The 14,549-nt window shown below is 59.8% G+C and carries 12 protein-coding genes and 1 pseudogene; 9 read left to right on the top strand and 4 right to left on the bottom strand.

Annotated elements, in window-relative coordinates; genetic code table 11:
* The first annotated feature begins 489 nt into the window (after positions 1-489).
* The 6 genes from amn (at position 490) to HMPREF2724_RS02265 (ending at position 6,354) form a co-directional block, all read left to right on the top strand.
* Complete coding sequence (gene amn, locus HMPREF2724_RS02290; RefSeq protein WP_062036336.1) at positions 490-1,893, top strand: AMP nucleosidase; 1,404 nt, start codon at positions 490-492, stop codon at positions 1,891-1,893.
* Between the two features lie 43 nt (positions 1,894-1,936).
* Positions 1,937-2,452, top strand: coding sequence for a phosphoribosyltransferase (locus HMPREF2724_RS02285; RefSeq protein ID WP_061919934.1), 516 nt, complete (start codon positions 1,937-1,939; stop codon positions 2,450-2,452).
* Positions 2,453-2,547: 95 nt separating this feature from the next.
* A complete protein-coding gene (locus HMPREF2724_RS02280; RefSeq protein WP_061919935.1) occupies positions 2,548-3,948 on the top strand; it encodes a SulP family inorganic anion transporter in 1,401 nt (466 codons plus the stop codon).
* Between the two features lie 102 nt (positions 3,949-4,050).
* Positions 4,051-4,698: a biliverdin-producing heme oxygenase gene (locus tag HMPREF2724_RS02275; protein ID WP_061919937.1), complete on the top strand. Its 648-nt coding sequence runs from the start codon at positions 4,051-4,053 to the stop codon at positions 4,696-4,698.
* A gap of 103 nt (positions 4,699-4,801) precedes the next feature.
* Complete coding sequence (locus HMPREF2724_RS02270; RefSeq protein ID WP_062036334.1) at positions 4,802-5,620, top strand: HtaA domain-containing protein; 819 nt, start codon at positions 4,802-4,804, stop codon at positions 5,618-5,620.
* A 248-nt stretch (positions 5,621-5,868) separates the two neighbouring features.
* Positions 5,869-6,354, top strand: a complete 486-nt coding sequence (locus HMPREF2724_RS02265; protein WP_070433350.1) for a ferritin — start codon at positions 5,869-5,871, stop codon at positions 6,352-6,354.
* Here HMPREF2724_RS02265 and HMPREF2724_RS02260 read toward each other — a convergent pair.
* The gene (locus HMPREF2724_RS02260) at positions 6,351-7,412 is read right to left on the bottom strand and encodes an ROK family protein (protein ID WP_070586951.1); all 1,062 of its coding nucleotides are present in this window, start codon (positions 7,410-7,412) and stop codon (positions 6,351-6,353) included. The two genes, HMPREF2724_RS02265 and HMPREF2724_RS02260, sit on opposite strands and share 4 nt — an antisense overlap.
* 96 nt (positions 7,413-7,508) lie before the next feature.
* Between HMPREF2724_RS02260 and HMPREF2724_RS02255 the strand changes: the two genes are divergently transcribed.
* Both HMPREF2724_RS02255 and HMPREF2724_RS02250 read left to right on the top strand, forming a co-directional pair.
* The gene (locus HMPREF2724_RS02255; RefSeq protein ID WP_062039239.1) at positions 7,509-8,078 is read left to right on the top strand and encodes an LOG family protein; all 570 of its coding nucleotides are present in this window, start codon (positions 7,509-7,511) and stop codon (positions 8,076-8,078) included.
* 69 nt (positions 8,079-8,147) lie between these two features.
* Positions 8,148-9,809, top strand: a complete 1,662-nt coding sequence (locus tag HMPREF2724_RS02250; RefSeq protein ID WP_062036328.1) for a DUF885 domain-containing protein — start codon at positions 8,148-8,150, stop codon at positions 9,807-9,809.
* Positions 9,810-9,863: 54 nt separating this feature from the next.
* Here the strand turns inward: HMPREF2724_RS02250 and HMPREF2724_RS02245 are convergent.
* Positions 9,864-10,934, bottom strand: a pseudogene (locus tag HMPREF2724_RS02245) (AbrB family transcriptional regulator).
* On the opposite strand from HMPREF2724_RS02245, the gene HMPREF2724_RS02240 reads away from it, so the two are divergent.
* Positions 10,933-11,727 (top strand): TSUP family transporter, encoded by a 795-nt coding sequence (locus HMPREF2724_RS02240; RefSeq protein ID WP_083306072.1) that lies wholly within the window; start codon positions 10,933-10,935, stop codon positions 11,725-11,727. The pseudogene HMPREF2724_RS02245 and the gene HMPREF2724_RS02240 sit on opposite strands and share 2 nt — an antisense overlap.
* Here the strand turns inward: HMPREF2724_RS02240 and HMPREF2724_RS02235 are convergent.
* Positions 11,711-13,945 carry an ATP-dependent RNA helicase gene (locus tag HMPREF2724_RS02235; RefSeq protein ID WP_070497481.1) on the bottom strand — a complete coding sequence of 745 codons (2,235 nt, stop codon included), beginning with the start codon at positions 13,943-13,945 and terminating at the stop codon, positions 11,711-11,713. The genes HMPREF2724_RS02240 and HMPREF2724_RS02235 overlap by 17 nt on opposite strands.
* Positions 13,946-14,549 (bottom strand): sugar O-acetyltransferase (locus tag HMPREF2724_RS02230; RefSeq protein WP_246818184.1); only part of this gene is annotated, 604 nt, incomplete at its 5' end.

The raw sequence follows: 14,549 nt of genomic DNA, 5'->3' as shown, positions 1-14,549 counted from the left end.
GGGCGTGCGTGGAGGCGCGAGGCGATTTCTTGGGAGACGTCCTCGCGCAACGCGATTGCGGTTGCAGGGGTTGCGATTCCATAGCGCGGTGAGTCTTCACTGGGGCGCCAAAACCTCCCGAGTTGCGCGGAGATTGAGTTTCGCAATTCAACGATCGGATCTGGTGCCATGTGTCAAAATTGTACCCTTGATCCATTTATGCACGTCATGGGCAGTTTTATGAAGCAGTTTAAAAATTTTGGAAAACGCTTGACCATCATCCAAAAGTTTTATAAACTAAGGCTTGCCTAATCACGGGCGGTTACTTGGGAAGATGCGCTCCACTTCTTTACCAGGTGCCGAAGATTAGTCATGGGGAGAGGGCCCGCCAGTGCGCAGCTGGCGGGCCCTCGTTAATTCAATAGCCTTGGGGCAGTCTAGCGGTCCCTCGACGGTTTCCCGGCACCGTTGAAGCTGCCGAAATGGTGTACCCGAATTACACTCGCTGGCATGACTGACCTGCAGCATGCCCACTTTGTTGAAGAGGCAGTATGCCGTCTCATCGAGCTCTATGACAGCTCGTGCTCCGTCGCGCGTAAATCCCTCGCGACGGGGGATTTCGATCGTTATAGGCACGTGGTCTATCCCAAAATCACTGTGCACGTGCGCGAATGGCAGCCCATCGACCGTTCCGAACCCTTTGGATATGTGGACCAAGCTGGCCGCTTTTCTGCCGTCATTTCCAAACCTCAGCTCCTGCGTGATTACCTCACGGAGCAGCTATCAAGGCTGACGGAGAACTATCCCTGTGACATTTACGTAGGCCAGTCGAATGAGCTCATTCCACCGGAGTACATCCGTGACGCCGGCTCAGTGCCCGAGAACCGCGGTGAGATACCGCGCCCCACTCTGGACGAGGTCAACGATGCCATCATCGACGGCGAGTGGAAGGCCTTCCACGGTAAGGAAAAACCGCTCTTCCACTTTGGCCCGCAGCGCTTCGACATCGCGTGCGCGCGCATCGAGCACTACACCGGCATCGAGGTCGACACGGTGCAGAAGTACATCCTGTTCACCAACTATGCCATGCACACCACGGAGTTTGTGAAGTTTGGCCTGCGCGAGCTCACCAAAGAGGATTCCCGCTACACGGCGCTGGTGTTGCCTACTGGGGAGACGATCCACTCGAATGACGCCGTGCTTCTCGACGTCGACGAGCTCACCCTAACCTCCCGCTATCAGATGCCACGCTTTGACCTCATCACGGCCAGCGGGGACGGAATCACGATGATCAACATTGGCGTTGGTCCATCCAACGCCAAGACAATCACGGACTGCCTTGCTGTCCTGCGCCCCGAGGCGTGGATCATGATCGGGCACTGCGCTGGACTGGACGGCCGCATGCGTATCGGCGACCTCATCCTGGGTAACGCCTATCAGCGCGAGGACCACATTCTCAACCGCAAGGTGGGCGCGGGGAATCCGATTCCCGCTATCCCTGAAGTGCAGCGCATGCTGGAGGCCTCCGTGCGAGAGGTCTACGGTGACGATAATCCTTTGATGCGTACCGGCACGGTGCTCTCGACCGACGACCGCAACTGGGAATGGCGCACCTCCCGCGACCTGTGGGAGTGGCTACAGCACTCCACCGCTGTGGCGGTGGATATGGAGTCCTGCACGCTGGCGGCAAACGGTTACCGCTACCGCGTTCCTTATGGCACGCTTCTGTCCGTCTCCGATTTGCCTTTGCATGCCGTCCCCAAGCTGCCCGCACAAGCGCAGGCCTTTTACTCGAACTCTAAGGAAGCGCACGTGATGTGCGCGGTGCGCGCAGTGGAGCAGCTAGCAGGAAATCCCTCCCGTTTGCACACAAGAAAGCTCAGAAGAACTTTGGGCGAGGTTCCTTTCCGATAGACTATACGAAAAGATTCGTCGGTCGAAGGAGCAGGCAAGCCGCATGAGCGTCCCAGAATGGTTTAACTCAGAACGCGAGAACCTCACGTGGGAAACATTCGGCGAGGCAAGCCGAGCGCTCTCCCAACAAGTCATTGATTCTGGGTGGTTCCCTGATCTCATCGTGGGCGTGGCCCGTGGCGGCCTCATCCCAGCAGGCGCCATCGGCTATGCAATCGGCGTCAAAGAAATGGGCGCAATCAACGTGGAGTTCTACACCGACATCGGTGCGACCTTGCCCGAGCCAGTTCTGCTTAACCCGCAGCTGGATATCGAATCCTTGCAGGGCAAGAAGGTTCTGGTGGTCGATGACGTGGCCGATTCTGGAAAGACCCTCGATCTCGTGGTCAACCTGCTGGCGGAAACGGCCGCTGAGGTGAAGTCAGCCGTTATTTACACCAAGCCCACGACCATCTTTGAGCCGGATTTCTCGTGGAAGAAGACAGATGCCTGGATCAATTTTGCGTGGTCGGTTCTGCCTGTTATCACTGTTGACGGTTCTTTTAGGGAAGGGGCCTAGGGGCCGCTAGAGTATGTGCGGTGTCTCAACAACCCGCACCTACTTCTGTTCTCGGCAGTTTTAAATATGCATTTTCTTCGCCAGCGCGCTTTCGTATGGAGGTCTTCGGCGGCCTCGCGGTAGCGCTGGCGCTGATTCCTGAGGTTCTCAGTTTTTCCATCTTGGCGGGGCTCGATCCGCGCGTGGGTTTGTTTGCCTCGGTGATCATGGCAATCTCCATCGCGTTCACCGGCGGACGCCCCGCGATGGTTTCTGCGGCGGCGGGCGCGGTGGCCTTGGTTATTGCGCCGTTGTCGCACAGTCACGGCCTTGACTATGTGGTGGCCACCATCATGCTGGCCGGCATCTTGCAGATCATCTTGGCGATGCTGGGCGTCGCCAAGCTTATGCGTTTCATCCCGCGCTCGGTGATGACCGGATTCGTCAACGCTTTGGGCATCATGATGTTTACCGCGCAGCTGCCGCATCTTAAGCATGTGCCGTGGATGGTATACGTGCTGGTGGCAATGGGGCTGGTGATCATGCTGGTGCTGCCGCGGCTGACCACGGTGATCCCTGCGCCTTTGGTGACCATCCTGGTGGTCACGGTGTTGGCTATTGCTTTCGGGTGGAAGGTCCCGGACGTGGCCGACCAAGGTGAGCTGCCTACGAGCCTGCCGGGATTGTTTATTCCGAACGTGCCGCTGAATCTGGAGACGCTCGAGCTCATCGCTCCTTACGTGGTTGGCGTGGCTCTGGTGGGACTGATGGAATCGCTGCTGACGGCGAAGCTCGTCGACGACATTACGGACACGCACTCCGATAAGACGCGCGAGTCCTTAGGCCAAGGCGTGGGAAACATCTTGTCCGCACTGATTGGTGGAATGGGTGTGTGCGCGATGATTGGCCAGACCATGATCAATGTGAAGGGCGCGCAGGCACGCACGCGCTTGTCGACGGTCCTCGCCGGCGTCTTCCTGCTCATCCTCGTCGTGGTCTTGGGGGAGACCGTCGGCCGCATTCCTATGGCGGCGTTGGTAGCGGTGATGATTATTGTCGCTGGTACGACCGTGGATTGGCATTCGATTAACCCGCGCACGCTGCGGCTTATGCCGCTTTCGGAAACAGTGGTCATGCTGGTAACCGTGGTGGGCACCTTGCTTACCCACAACTTGGCAGTGGGTGTGGTCGCCGGCGTGCTGGCGGCGTCGGTGGCTTTTGCTCGCCGCGTGGCGCATTTCGTGTCGGTGGACTTGGAAGGAAACACCTACTTTGTGCGTGGGCAGCTTTTCTTCGCTTCCTCGAACGATCTGGTTTATGCCTTCGACTACACGTTGCCGGAAGAGCACGTGGTTATTGACCTAAATGGCGCCGAAATTTGGGATGCCTCCACGGTGGCGACGCTGGATTCGGTGCAGGAAAAGTATGCCGACCGCGGGGTCGAGGTGGAATTCCGGGGCTTGGATGGTGCGAGCTTGCAGCGCTTGGAGCGTCTGAGCGGCAAGTTAGACAGGTAGTTCTTTTGGTTGATTTTCTCCTTAAATATTGATTTTTAGGTAACCCTAACTTTAAGTTGGTTTCGGTAAGTTAGGTAAGCATTACTTTTCTAAGGAGAATTTATGACCATTGCGCTGGATCGACCGTTATCGCTGGCTTTGCGCGAGGAGACTGCGCGTGCCCACGAGGCGGCGGAGGGATCGAGCTTTATGCAGCGGCTCATGGCGGGAGAGCTAGATGCCAAAGCTGTCGCCGATCTGACCGGTCAGCTGTGGTTTGTGTATGAGACATTGGAGCGAACAGTGCGTGCTGTGGCGGAAACGGCCACCGCGGGCGCTGTGGCCGATCCGCGTTTGGAGCGCCGCGATGCTCTCGAGGTCGATCTGACTCAGCAGCTGGGAGGGGATTGGCGTGATAAGGTTCGCATCTTGCCGGCTACCGCGGCTTATGTGGCCCGCCTTGAGCAGTTGGCTACACCTGAGCATGCAGTTGAGGTTGTGGCGCATCACTATGTGCGCTACCTCGGTGACATTTCCGGCGGCCAGGTTATTGCGGCGCGGTTGGGTGCACTGTATGGGATTGATCCGGATGCGCTTAACTTCTACGACTTCACCGCGATCGGGAAGATTCCTCCTTACCGCAATGGTTACCGACAGCGTATTGATGAGATGCGATTGGCAGAAGCAGAGCGGGCGGCGCTTATCTCTGAGGCCCAGGCGGCCTTTGCGTTTAATTCGGGCATCTTTGCTGAGTTAGATCGGCGACACTAAAACAGGTCTTGACTTTAAGCTTAGCCTTGCCTAACCTCTGTTAGGTATAGCAAAGCTCAGTTTGCATACTCTCATCTACACTCTTTCTGATTCGGAGAACTAAATGAAGCCAATCTCTGTACTCACCGCCACCACTCTCGTGGCCGGTGCTCTCGCAGTACCCACTGCTTCCGCTGCGGAAATTCCTGCCCTCGCTTCCGGTGAGCTCAGCTGGCCCATCAAGGAGTCCTTCATTTCCTACCTGCAAAAGCCTTTTGCGCAGGGTGAGATTAAGACCACTGATGGTGCCGTCTTCGCTGACAATTCTTTCAAGCTTCCAGTGAATGCTTCCGCATCCACGGTTGACGAAAAGGGTAACGGAACCATCGACACTGATGGCTCGCTGCACTTCAAAGCACACCCGGGCATGGGCCCAGATGGCGGCTATGGCCTCGATATGACGTTCAGCGACATCAAGGTGGTGGTTTCCGGCACTGATGCCACCATCACGGCGGACTTGAAGACCACCGGTGCCAAGGGGCCAGGCAGCAAGGAGGCAATTGAAACCGACCTGGATGACGCAGAAATCTCCACCTTTAAGTTGAGCGAAGCAATTGTTCCGGCAGCAGAGAAGACCTACACCACCACAGATGCGCAGACGTCCATCACCAAGGTTGGCTCCGACGCGATGCTGGGCTTCTATGAGCCGGGACCGCTAGAGGACGGAAACACTGACCTCACTGTCACCTATGGCAAGGCGGCTGCTGAGCCAGAAGTGAAGCCAGAGCCGAAGCCAGAGTCGAAACCAGATCCAAAGCCTGACGCGGGTTCTTCCGCGGGTGCAATCGGCGGCATTGTAGCCGCGATTGTTGCGATTCTGGCTGCAGTCGGTGCTGCCTTCTCTGGTGCGATTCCGGGCCTGAAACTGCCGAAGCTGTTCTAGGCAAGGGCGGCGTCGTCAAGCGTGGCTTGGTTGTGTCGCGGTTGTCCTAAGGGGGAATGCAGTGGTGGATATCCTGAGCAAAGTTAGGAGATCCAACCCAAAAAGTTGCCTTGACCGGCATGTTTGCTAAAGCAAACCTTCCTAGCGCGACGGAAATAAATCTGTATTGTTGGTGTTGCACTTAATGAATCACCCCGGTTTGATAGGCAATTGTACTTTCCGGGGTGTCTTAGAGAAAGGTTCCTGACATGGACGAGAAGCTGCAAACCCTCCTGAACAATCAGGTCAACAACGAGCACGGCGCTGCTCTTATTTACACCCAGCTGGCATACGAGATGGATAACCTCTCCTTCCCAGGTATGCGCGACTGGTTCTACGCGCAGGCAGAAGAGGAGCGCGCGCACGCGCAGAAGTTCGCGCAGCACCTGCTGGACCGCGGCTACCGCGTTGAGCTTTCTGACATCTCAGTTCCTTCCATCAAGGCAGCTACCCCGCTGGATGCTTTCGAGGCGGCTTTCGCGCACGAGCAGAAGGTCTCCGAGCAGATTCGCGAGATCGCGCGCACCGCTGATGCGGCCGGCGATCTGGATTCCCGCTCCATGATCAACTGGTTCCTGGAGGAGCAGATCGAGGAGGAGTCCACCGTCAGCGAGATCGTCGACCAGATCAAGCTCGTGGGCAACGATGGCTCTGGCCTCCTGCGCATCGACGCAGAGCTTTCCTCCCGCGGCTAAGCCTTTAGCTCGAGCGGCACGCGCAGCAGGGGATCGAGCGCAATTGCGCGGGTAATCGCCCCCACGATCTCCTGATGCGAGGGGATGAGACGTAGCTGGGCGGACTTTCCGGCTTTTTCTCGTACGACTGCCGCGAAACGTTTCGGCGCAGCAGGGTCATCAAGGAATGCTCCACCGGCGAGCACAACGGTGGTGGGCTCATGTTCCTTGATGAGTTGTGCCGCGACAAGGCCTAGATGGCGAGCGCGTTCATCGAGGATTTCGCGGTGCGCGGAGGTATCGACGTTGTCTAGCTTTTTCTGCACGGCGGCGGTAGTTAAGGTTTCCTCTGGGTGGGGCACCTCTGCGATGGAAGGCAGGGGGATGATCTGGGAGACTTCGTCGCCAGTGGAAAGCGCGGCGCCGATCGAGTCATCCGCAAAAGGCACTAGAACCGGATCGGTATTTCCAAGTTCCGCGGCTTGGGTTTCGGAGCCCAAGATTGCGGGCACGGCGGAGGAAACCACAACGGGCACGCTGAACTGATAGCGCAGGCGCTCTGCGATGTCGACGTCGACCCAGCCCAGGTTTGCGGCGGTGACGCGGCCCGCGGCGTCGACAGTGCCGGAGGTGGTAATGCCCACGGAGACCAGTTTGCGGTCGAGGCCTGCGCTTAGACGATGAACGCCGGCCATGATGTGCTCGATGAAGTCCTCCTCGCTCAGCTGCGCGACGGGGGTAGGTACGTCATCTTCGCGGATGGTGCGCCCGAGCGTGTCGTAGAAGCCGATGTGGGTCTGCGAGGTACCCACGGCGATTCCGGCCAGGATCCAGTCGTTTTCGGCAACTTCGAGCGGAACCGTGGGGCGCCCGCGGCCGCGGGAACGGGTGAGATCGTTTCTTTCCTGGATGAGGCCCGCTTGGAGCAGTGCTGCGGTGGCGCGGGTGATGGTGGGCTGGGAAAGTCCTGTTGCCTCGACGAGCTCAATGCGCGTGATGATGGGGCTTAAACGCACGAGGTGAAGGCACTTAGCCGCTGGGGTGCGCGGGCGAGTGAACACGGGGCCAGGTTTGAGCATAATTAGAAGTATAGATTTTCTAGACCGTATTGTCTAGCAGGTATTCGCAAGATTAGACAACATTGTCTAAGGACTTCTTTCTATAGTGTGGTGTCCATGGATTCAATTGCGGTTTATTGCGGCTCGGCCACCGGTAACTCGGAAGCATATATCGAAGCAGCCCGTCAGCTGGGCGGGCAGCTGGCAGATCGTGGAATCAACTTGGTCTACGGCGGCGGTAACGTGGGGCTCATGGGCGTGGTAGCGGATGCATGTCTGGCAGGAGGTGGAACGGTTACCGGCGTGATTCCCGAGCAGCTGGTGGACTTAGAGCTTTCACATCCTGGCCTGACCTCACTTGAAGTGGTGGAGACCATGGCGCAGCGCAAGACCCGCATGGAGGACTTGGCAGATGGCTACGTGTGTCTGCCGGGCGGCGTGGGCACCCTCGAAGAGCTCGCGGAGGTGCTGACCATGCAGCAACTAGGCCACGTCGACGGCCCCGTTGGCTTGGTGGACGTCGCCGGATTCTGGCGTCCTTTCGTGGACATGTACGCGGGCATGTCAGAGGCGGGCTTCGTGCAGCGCCGCTTTGTGGATGCGATCGTGCTTGAGCCAACGCCAGCGCAGGTTCTGGATGCCTTTGCGGGTTGGACTAATCCCGGGATGAAGTGGGATAACAAGTAGCTAACAAGCTGACAACGTTTGGCGCCTAGGTTGGCCCTAGGCTCCAGGTAAAGGATAGACTTCACCCTCATGAGTTCAGAGCCAAACCAGAGCCGCCATCCTTCCCTCTTGGACGCGGCCTGCGATAACTTTGTGCACGATCTTGCGGAGCTAAGCCCTACCGAAGCAACGGCGTGGGGCATCCCGGGATTCGAAGGCGAGCTGCAGGATTTCTCGCCGGAGTACTACGCGGCTATTGCTGACCGCACCCGTGACATGGTCGCTGACGTCGATGCTCTGGATGACACCACTGACGAGTCCGATGACGAAGATGACTTCGACGATGTGGATTATGTGACCGCAGCCGTCTTGCGCGATCGCCTTTGCCTGGAGCTGGACTTGCACCACCACGGCGAGGATATGCGCAGCCTCAACAACATCGCCTCCCCAGTGCAGACCATTCGCGATACTTTGCTGCTGATGCCGCAGGACACCCCTGAGCAGCTTGATGCTATTCGCTCGCGCCTGTCCAAGGTCGGTGGCGCACTAAGCGGATACAAGGATTCCTTGCAGGAGTCGGCGGCACATGGCCTGATTCCGCCGCATCGCCAGATCAACGAAGTCTTCGTCCAGTGTGAGCGGCTTGCCGACGCCGGTTCCATGTTGGAGGGCCTTGGCGTCGAGGGTACTGAGGTCGAGGCGGCAAAGAGCGCTTTTGGGCAGTTCGCTGATTGGCTCTCCAATGAACTACAGCCGCAGGCTTCCACCGAGGATGCGGTGGGCCGCGACCGCTATGAGCGGTTTTCCAAGCTTTTCGTCGGCGATACCGTTGATCTTGATGAGGCCTACGAGTGGGGCCTGGAGCGTGTCCAAGAAATCCGCGCTGAGCAGGAAAAGATCGCGCACGAGTTGTATGGCTCTGAATGCACCGTGAAGGCCGCGATGCGCAACCTCAACCAAGAGGAGCGCTACGTGCTGGAGGGCACCGATGCGCTCGTGGAATGGATGCAGGGCACGGCGGAGAAAGTCATCAAGGATTTGGATGGCACCGAGTTCGACATTCCGGAGCAGATCCGCGATATCGAATGCTGCATCGATCCTGCCGGTACAGGCGGCATCTTTTATACCCCGCCTTCAGATGATTTCTCGCGTCCCGGCCGCATGTGGTGGTCAGTTCCGGCTGGCCAGGAGCGTTTCCACACCTGGCAAGAGCTGACCACGGTTCACCACGAGGGCGTGCCGGGCCATCATCTGCAGCTGGGTTCTGCGCTGGTCCAAGATGATCTCAACCTGTGGCGCCGTGCGGTGACCTGGAACTCGGGCCACGGCGAAGGCTGGGCGCTTTACGCTGAGGCGCTCATGGCGGAGCTGGGTTATATGGAGGATCCGGGATTCCGCATGGGGCTTCTCGACGCCCAGCGTTTCCGCGCCGCCCGCGTTGTGGTGGACATCGGATTGCACTTGGGCAAGAAGCTGCCGGACTGCAGCAACTCTGGCAAGTGGGATAAGGCCCACGTGAAGACCTTCATGCGCGAAAACACCGCGATGGATGACGCGAACCTCAACTTTGAGGTCAACCGCTACCTGGGCTGGCCGGGGCAGGCGCCTTCCTATGCCTTGGGCGAGCGCCTATGGCAGCAGACCAGGCAGGAGGCCGTGGAGCAGGGAATGAGCGTACGGGACTTCCACTCCGAGGCCTTGGCGCTAGGATCTGTTCCTATGTCGATTCTGCGGCAGACCATCTTGAACTAAAGCCTGAGTTTTCAGTCTTAGCCATTTGATAGCAGCGGAGCGCTTGATGGTCACTTACTTTTTGGTTATAAGGCGCAAAATTTGGGGCAAATAGCCTGCGATAACGAGCACGATGATGAGGCGGACGATCTGCACCGCGACCACTGCAGGTCCCGCGCCGCCTTCGGAAGATAGCGCAAGAACTGTCTCGAGAGCGCCGGGCGAGGTGGCGAGGTAGGCCTCGAAATAGGAGATATCCAGCCAGGCCGTCAGCGGCCAGGCGGTAAGCGCGCAGACGCCGATGACGATAATGATGAAGGCGATTGTGGCCGGGAGTTGCTTGGCAAAGGAACGCAGCGCGGGGATGGACAGTCCGCCGCCGCTTTCTCAACCGATGGACATGAATGCCATGATCTTGAAGATGGAGTGCGGCTCCAGTGTGTGCCCGGCGGGCAGGAATTGCGCGACGATGACGGTGAGGATGAGCGGGCCCAAGACGGCTGAGGCGGGCAGGTGCGCGAGCTTGCCTAGGCGCTCGCCGAGGACCGCAATAGCTACGGTCAGCGCAATGACCCACCAGGCGCTATCGACGTGGACGGATGCATCCGTGCCACCGGATTCAGTGGTCATGAAGCTGACCATAAAAGGCAGAGAGACCGAAACCGCGAGCAGGCGCAGGTATTGGGTCAGCGCCACGTAGCGGTAGTCGGCGCCGAGCTCGCTGGCAAGCGCCGGCATAAGGGAGGCGCCGCCGGGCAGCATGGATAATATGCCGGTCTCCCAGGAGATCTCTTTGGGCTGCGAGCGGTGCAGCAACATTCCGCCTGCCATGCCGACGACGACGGTGATGAGGGACATCGTGATGGCGGCGGGAAGAAAGCCAAGAAGTAGCGAGGCCGGTACCAGCGTGAGGGGGATGGCTGCCATGATGCCGATGAAGCCGCGGGCCACGGCGTAGAAGTGCTTGTTGACGGTGAGTTCTTGCCCGGTGATAAGCGCCATCGCGCCGGAGACCACGATGGCTGCCAGGATCCAGGCGGCGGGCACGTGCAGGTAAGTAAAAAGCGTGCCGAGGGCCACAGACCCTGGCGCAATGATGGCCCACTGTGCACGAACAGACATGGCGTCGAGTTTAATAACACGCATGGAGTTGTTGGACCTGGGGTTTAGCGGTTGGGCATTTTTGACGTCAGGAGCTGCGGTAGCGGGATGGATCGATGCCGTCATTGGCGGCGGGGGACTCGTACTAATTCCGCTCATCATGGCGGTGGCACCGCAACTGGCGCCGGCGACGGCGCTGGCCACGAATAAAGTTGCGGCAGTCTCGGGCACGGCCTCGGCTGCAGTGACGATGGTGCGCAAGGTTCGGCCACCGGCGGGGGAGCTTGTCCGCTTAAGCCTGGTAGCGCTGGTGTGCTCCGGCATCGGCGCGGGCGCTGCGGCGATGATTGATAAGGACGTGATGCGCCCGCTGATTATCGTGTTGATGGTCTGCGCCGGCGCCTTCGTGGCCTTTCGCCCTAGCTTTGGCACGAATGAAAGCGAAGGCATCCGTGGCGGATGGCGTAGGTGGGCTGCGTTGGCAGCGGTGGCCTGCATCGCTTTCTATGACGGCATCTTTGGCCCCGGCACCGGCATGTTCCTCATCATGGCGTTTACGGGCATCTTCTCCCAGAACTTCCTCAAGTCAGCGGCGATGGCGAAGGTGGTCAATACCTGCACGAACGTCGGCGCGCTCTGCGTGTTCATCCTGGGAGGGCACGTCATTTGGGCGCTGGCCCTAGTCTTGGCCGTGGCTAACGTCATTGGCGCGCAGCTCGGTGCCCGCACCGTACTAGGCGGCGGCACCAAGCTGATTCGTTATGCCCTGCTTACCCTCGTGGTGGTAATGAGCATCTACCTGGGCATCCAGCAGTGGGGGACTACATCCGCTTCTTAGTCTTGGCGGTGGCAGGTGCGGTCCACGGGTCCTCGGGCCACGGGTGCTTGGGGTAGCGCCCGCGCATATCGGCGCGCACGCCCTGGTAGGGCCCAGCCCAGAAGCTGGCCAGATCATCGGTGACGGCAAGCGGCCGGCCGGCAGGCGAGAGCAGGTGGAATTGCACGCGGTGGCCGCAATATACGGGGGATTCGGCCAAGCCAAAGCACTCTTGCAGCTTGATGGAGACCACGGGACGCTCGCCACTCCAGTCGATCTTTGCATCCCTGCCGGAAGGAACGGGTAGGCGCTCAGGTGCGAGTTCGTCGAGCTTGCTTGCCTCCGGCCAGGGCAGAAGTCGCTGTAGAGCAGGGTAGACGTCGATAGCGGAGGCAGGCGTGCCTTCTGCAATCTGGTGCAGCTCGGGGCCGAGCCACTCGGCAGGATCCGCCTGCTCCACGTCTGGCCAAGGCGCGCCGTAGTTGCGGTAGAGGTGACGAAGGCGATTGCGCAGGATCTGGGCTTTCTCGCTGAAAGAGAAAAGACCTAGGCCCTGCTCGCGGATGCCGGCAGCAAGGGCTTCTTCGGCGGCGGCACCGGTGACCTTGATGGGGGTAGAACTTAGCTCGATCGCGCCGGCGCGGGTTACTTTGCGCCCGCGGATTTTCCCATCCTTTAAGGTCGCAGTTACTTCTTCAGTGGTGCCGATGGCTGCAAGCGCTGCCTCTTCGTCGATGCGGGTAAAGGCGCGGATGATGGCGTTTCCAGCGTTAGAAAGAGACACTTCCGCTACGGCCAGCCATGCGGCACCATTGTCCTCTAATAATCGGGCGCGGGTACCGCTGGCCAGAAGGTAGTCATCGCCCATTCTCTTTGCCACCTGATCGGGGAATGCGGCGGCCACAACGCGGCTGGGATCGACGCTGCCCTTATCCGGCACGAGGCGCGCGAGGCGCTGGACCTCGCGTTTGGCCGGAGCGATGCGGGTGATATCCCCGCGCGGGGAATCGCTCAGCGCCGCCACGGCTGGGGCAGCTTGGGAGCCGTATTTCAAAAGTGCAGCCCCGAGGCGTGGGTCGGTAGGCATGGTCGCGAGCTCCGGGGTGGCGCCAATCGCGGTGAGGGTACGGTGGGCGTCGGCAAGCGCGCGTGCAGGTGGCTGATCCAGCAACGGGAAATCCGGACCGGCGCCCCAGCAATCCAGGAATAGCGTGGCTTGAGTGAGGTCGGCGCTCAAGATCTCCGGGGTGATGTGCGGGGCAAAGTGCTGGTAATCCTCTTGGGAATAGCAGCGGATGACGGTACCCGGGGCCTCACGGCCTGCACGTCCGGCGCGCTGATCCGCGCTCGACTTGGAGGTGGATACGGTAACCAGACCGGACATTCCGCGCTGGGCGTCGCGGCGCGGGGTGCGCGAGAGACCAGCGTCGACCACGGTGCGCACGCCGGGCACCGTCAGGGAGGATTCCGCGATGGATGTCGCGACAACGATGCGATCGGCATCCGTGTACAACGCAGCATCCTGCTCAGCCGTGCTCTGCCTACCGTGGAGCGGATAGGCCTCCGGCAGCATCTTGCAGACCAGCTCCACCTCGCGCACGCCGGGGACAAAGACCAGTGTGGAACCTGTATGCCCCATGGCTTGGCGGGCTACGTGAGCATAAAAATCGCGGTCGCCGGAAGCACGTCCAGGCGCTGGGCGATAGTGAATATCGAGGGGATGAGTGACCGCCTCGGTGACATGAACCGGGGCGTCCATAAGCTGCGAGAAACGCTGCGCATCAACGGTCGCGGACATGGCGACGACGCGGAAATCGTCGCGCAGCTGCGCCAATTCGAGACACATGCCAAGGACCAAGTCCGTGTCGAGCTGGCGTTCGTGAACCTCGTCGATGGCTACTGCGGCAACGCCGGTGAGCTCGGGATCTTTAAGGAGGCGGCGCAGCAGCACGCCCGGGGTGACGAACTCTACGTCCTGACCTTTGCGGGAATCACCGCGCACCGCGTAGCCGATCTGCTGGCCGGACAGCGCTTGGAGGCGGTTGGCTGCCGCGCGGACTGCGACGCGGCGTGGGGCAGTGACGATGACTTTGCCATCCATGTTTGCCAAGGCCGGCGGAACTAGCGTGGTCTTGCCGGTGCCAGGCGGGGCCTGCACCACTATGTTTCCGGTCTTGGGCAGGCTATCGATGGTTTCGGCAACGGGCAGGCCCGCGCCGATGCGTGCGAGATCGAACATCTACGTCAGCCCGAAGCCTTCCACTGGGCCTTCGAGATCTTCGCGCTCGAGGTTGTCTCCATTGAGCTTGCGCACCACGCGGCCGGGAGTGCCCAGTACCAGCGACTTATCCGGGATATCGCGGGTGACGAGCGTGCCCGCACCAATGACGCAATCCTCGCCAATGGTGACACCGGGCATGACGGTGACGTTGGCCCCGAACCAGGTGTTGCGGCCCACGGTGATCGGTTTGGCAATCTCCCAACCTCCCTCGCGCATCTCGTGGTCATTGACCGGATGGCCCACGGTGATAAGGGAGCAATTGGGCCCAATCATCACGCGATCCCCCAGCGTGACCTTGGCCTGGGCCAAGATGGTGGCATTAAAATTGATGAAGACATGCTCACCTATGATGAGGTTGCAACCGAACTCCACGTTGGCCGGCCCGAACCAGCCCGGCACATGGGATTCCTCCGGAAGCAGCTCCCGCAGAATTTCCCGTGCTTTGTCTTGATCGGTGCTACCTAACTCGTTGAACTGCTTGATCAAGCGGAAAGTACGGGCGTGCTCCGCGCGTACTTGTTCCGTCTGCCCCGGCAGGTGCCAGTGCCCGCCGGACATTTTT

Source organism: Corynebacterium sp. HMSC071F07, from assembly GCF_001810285.1.
GTDB classification, from domain to species: Bacteria; Actinomycetota; Actinomycetes; order Mycobacteriales; family Mycobacteriaceae; genus Corynebacterium; species Corynebacterium simulans.
The sequence above is the reverse complement of the archived record's forward strand: the minus strand, read 5'-3'. Positions and strand labels throughout refer to the sequence as shown.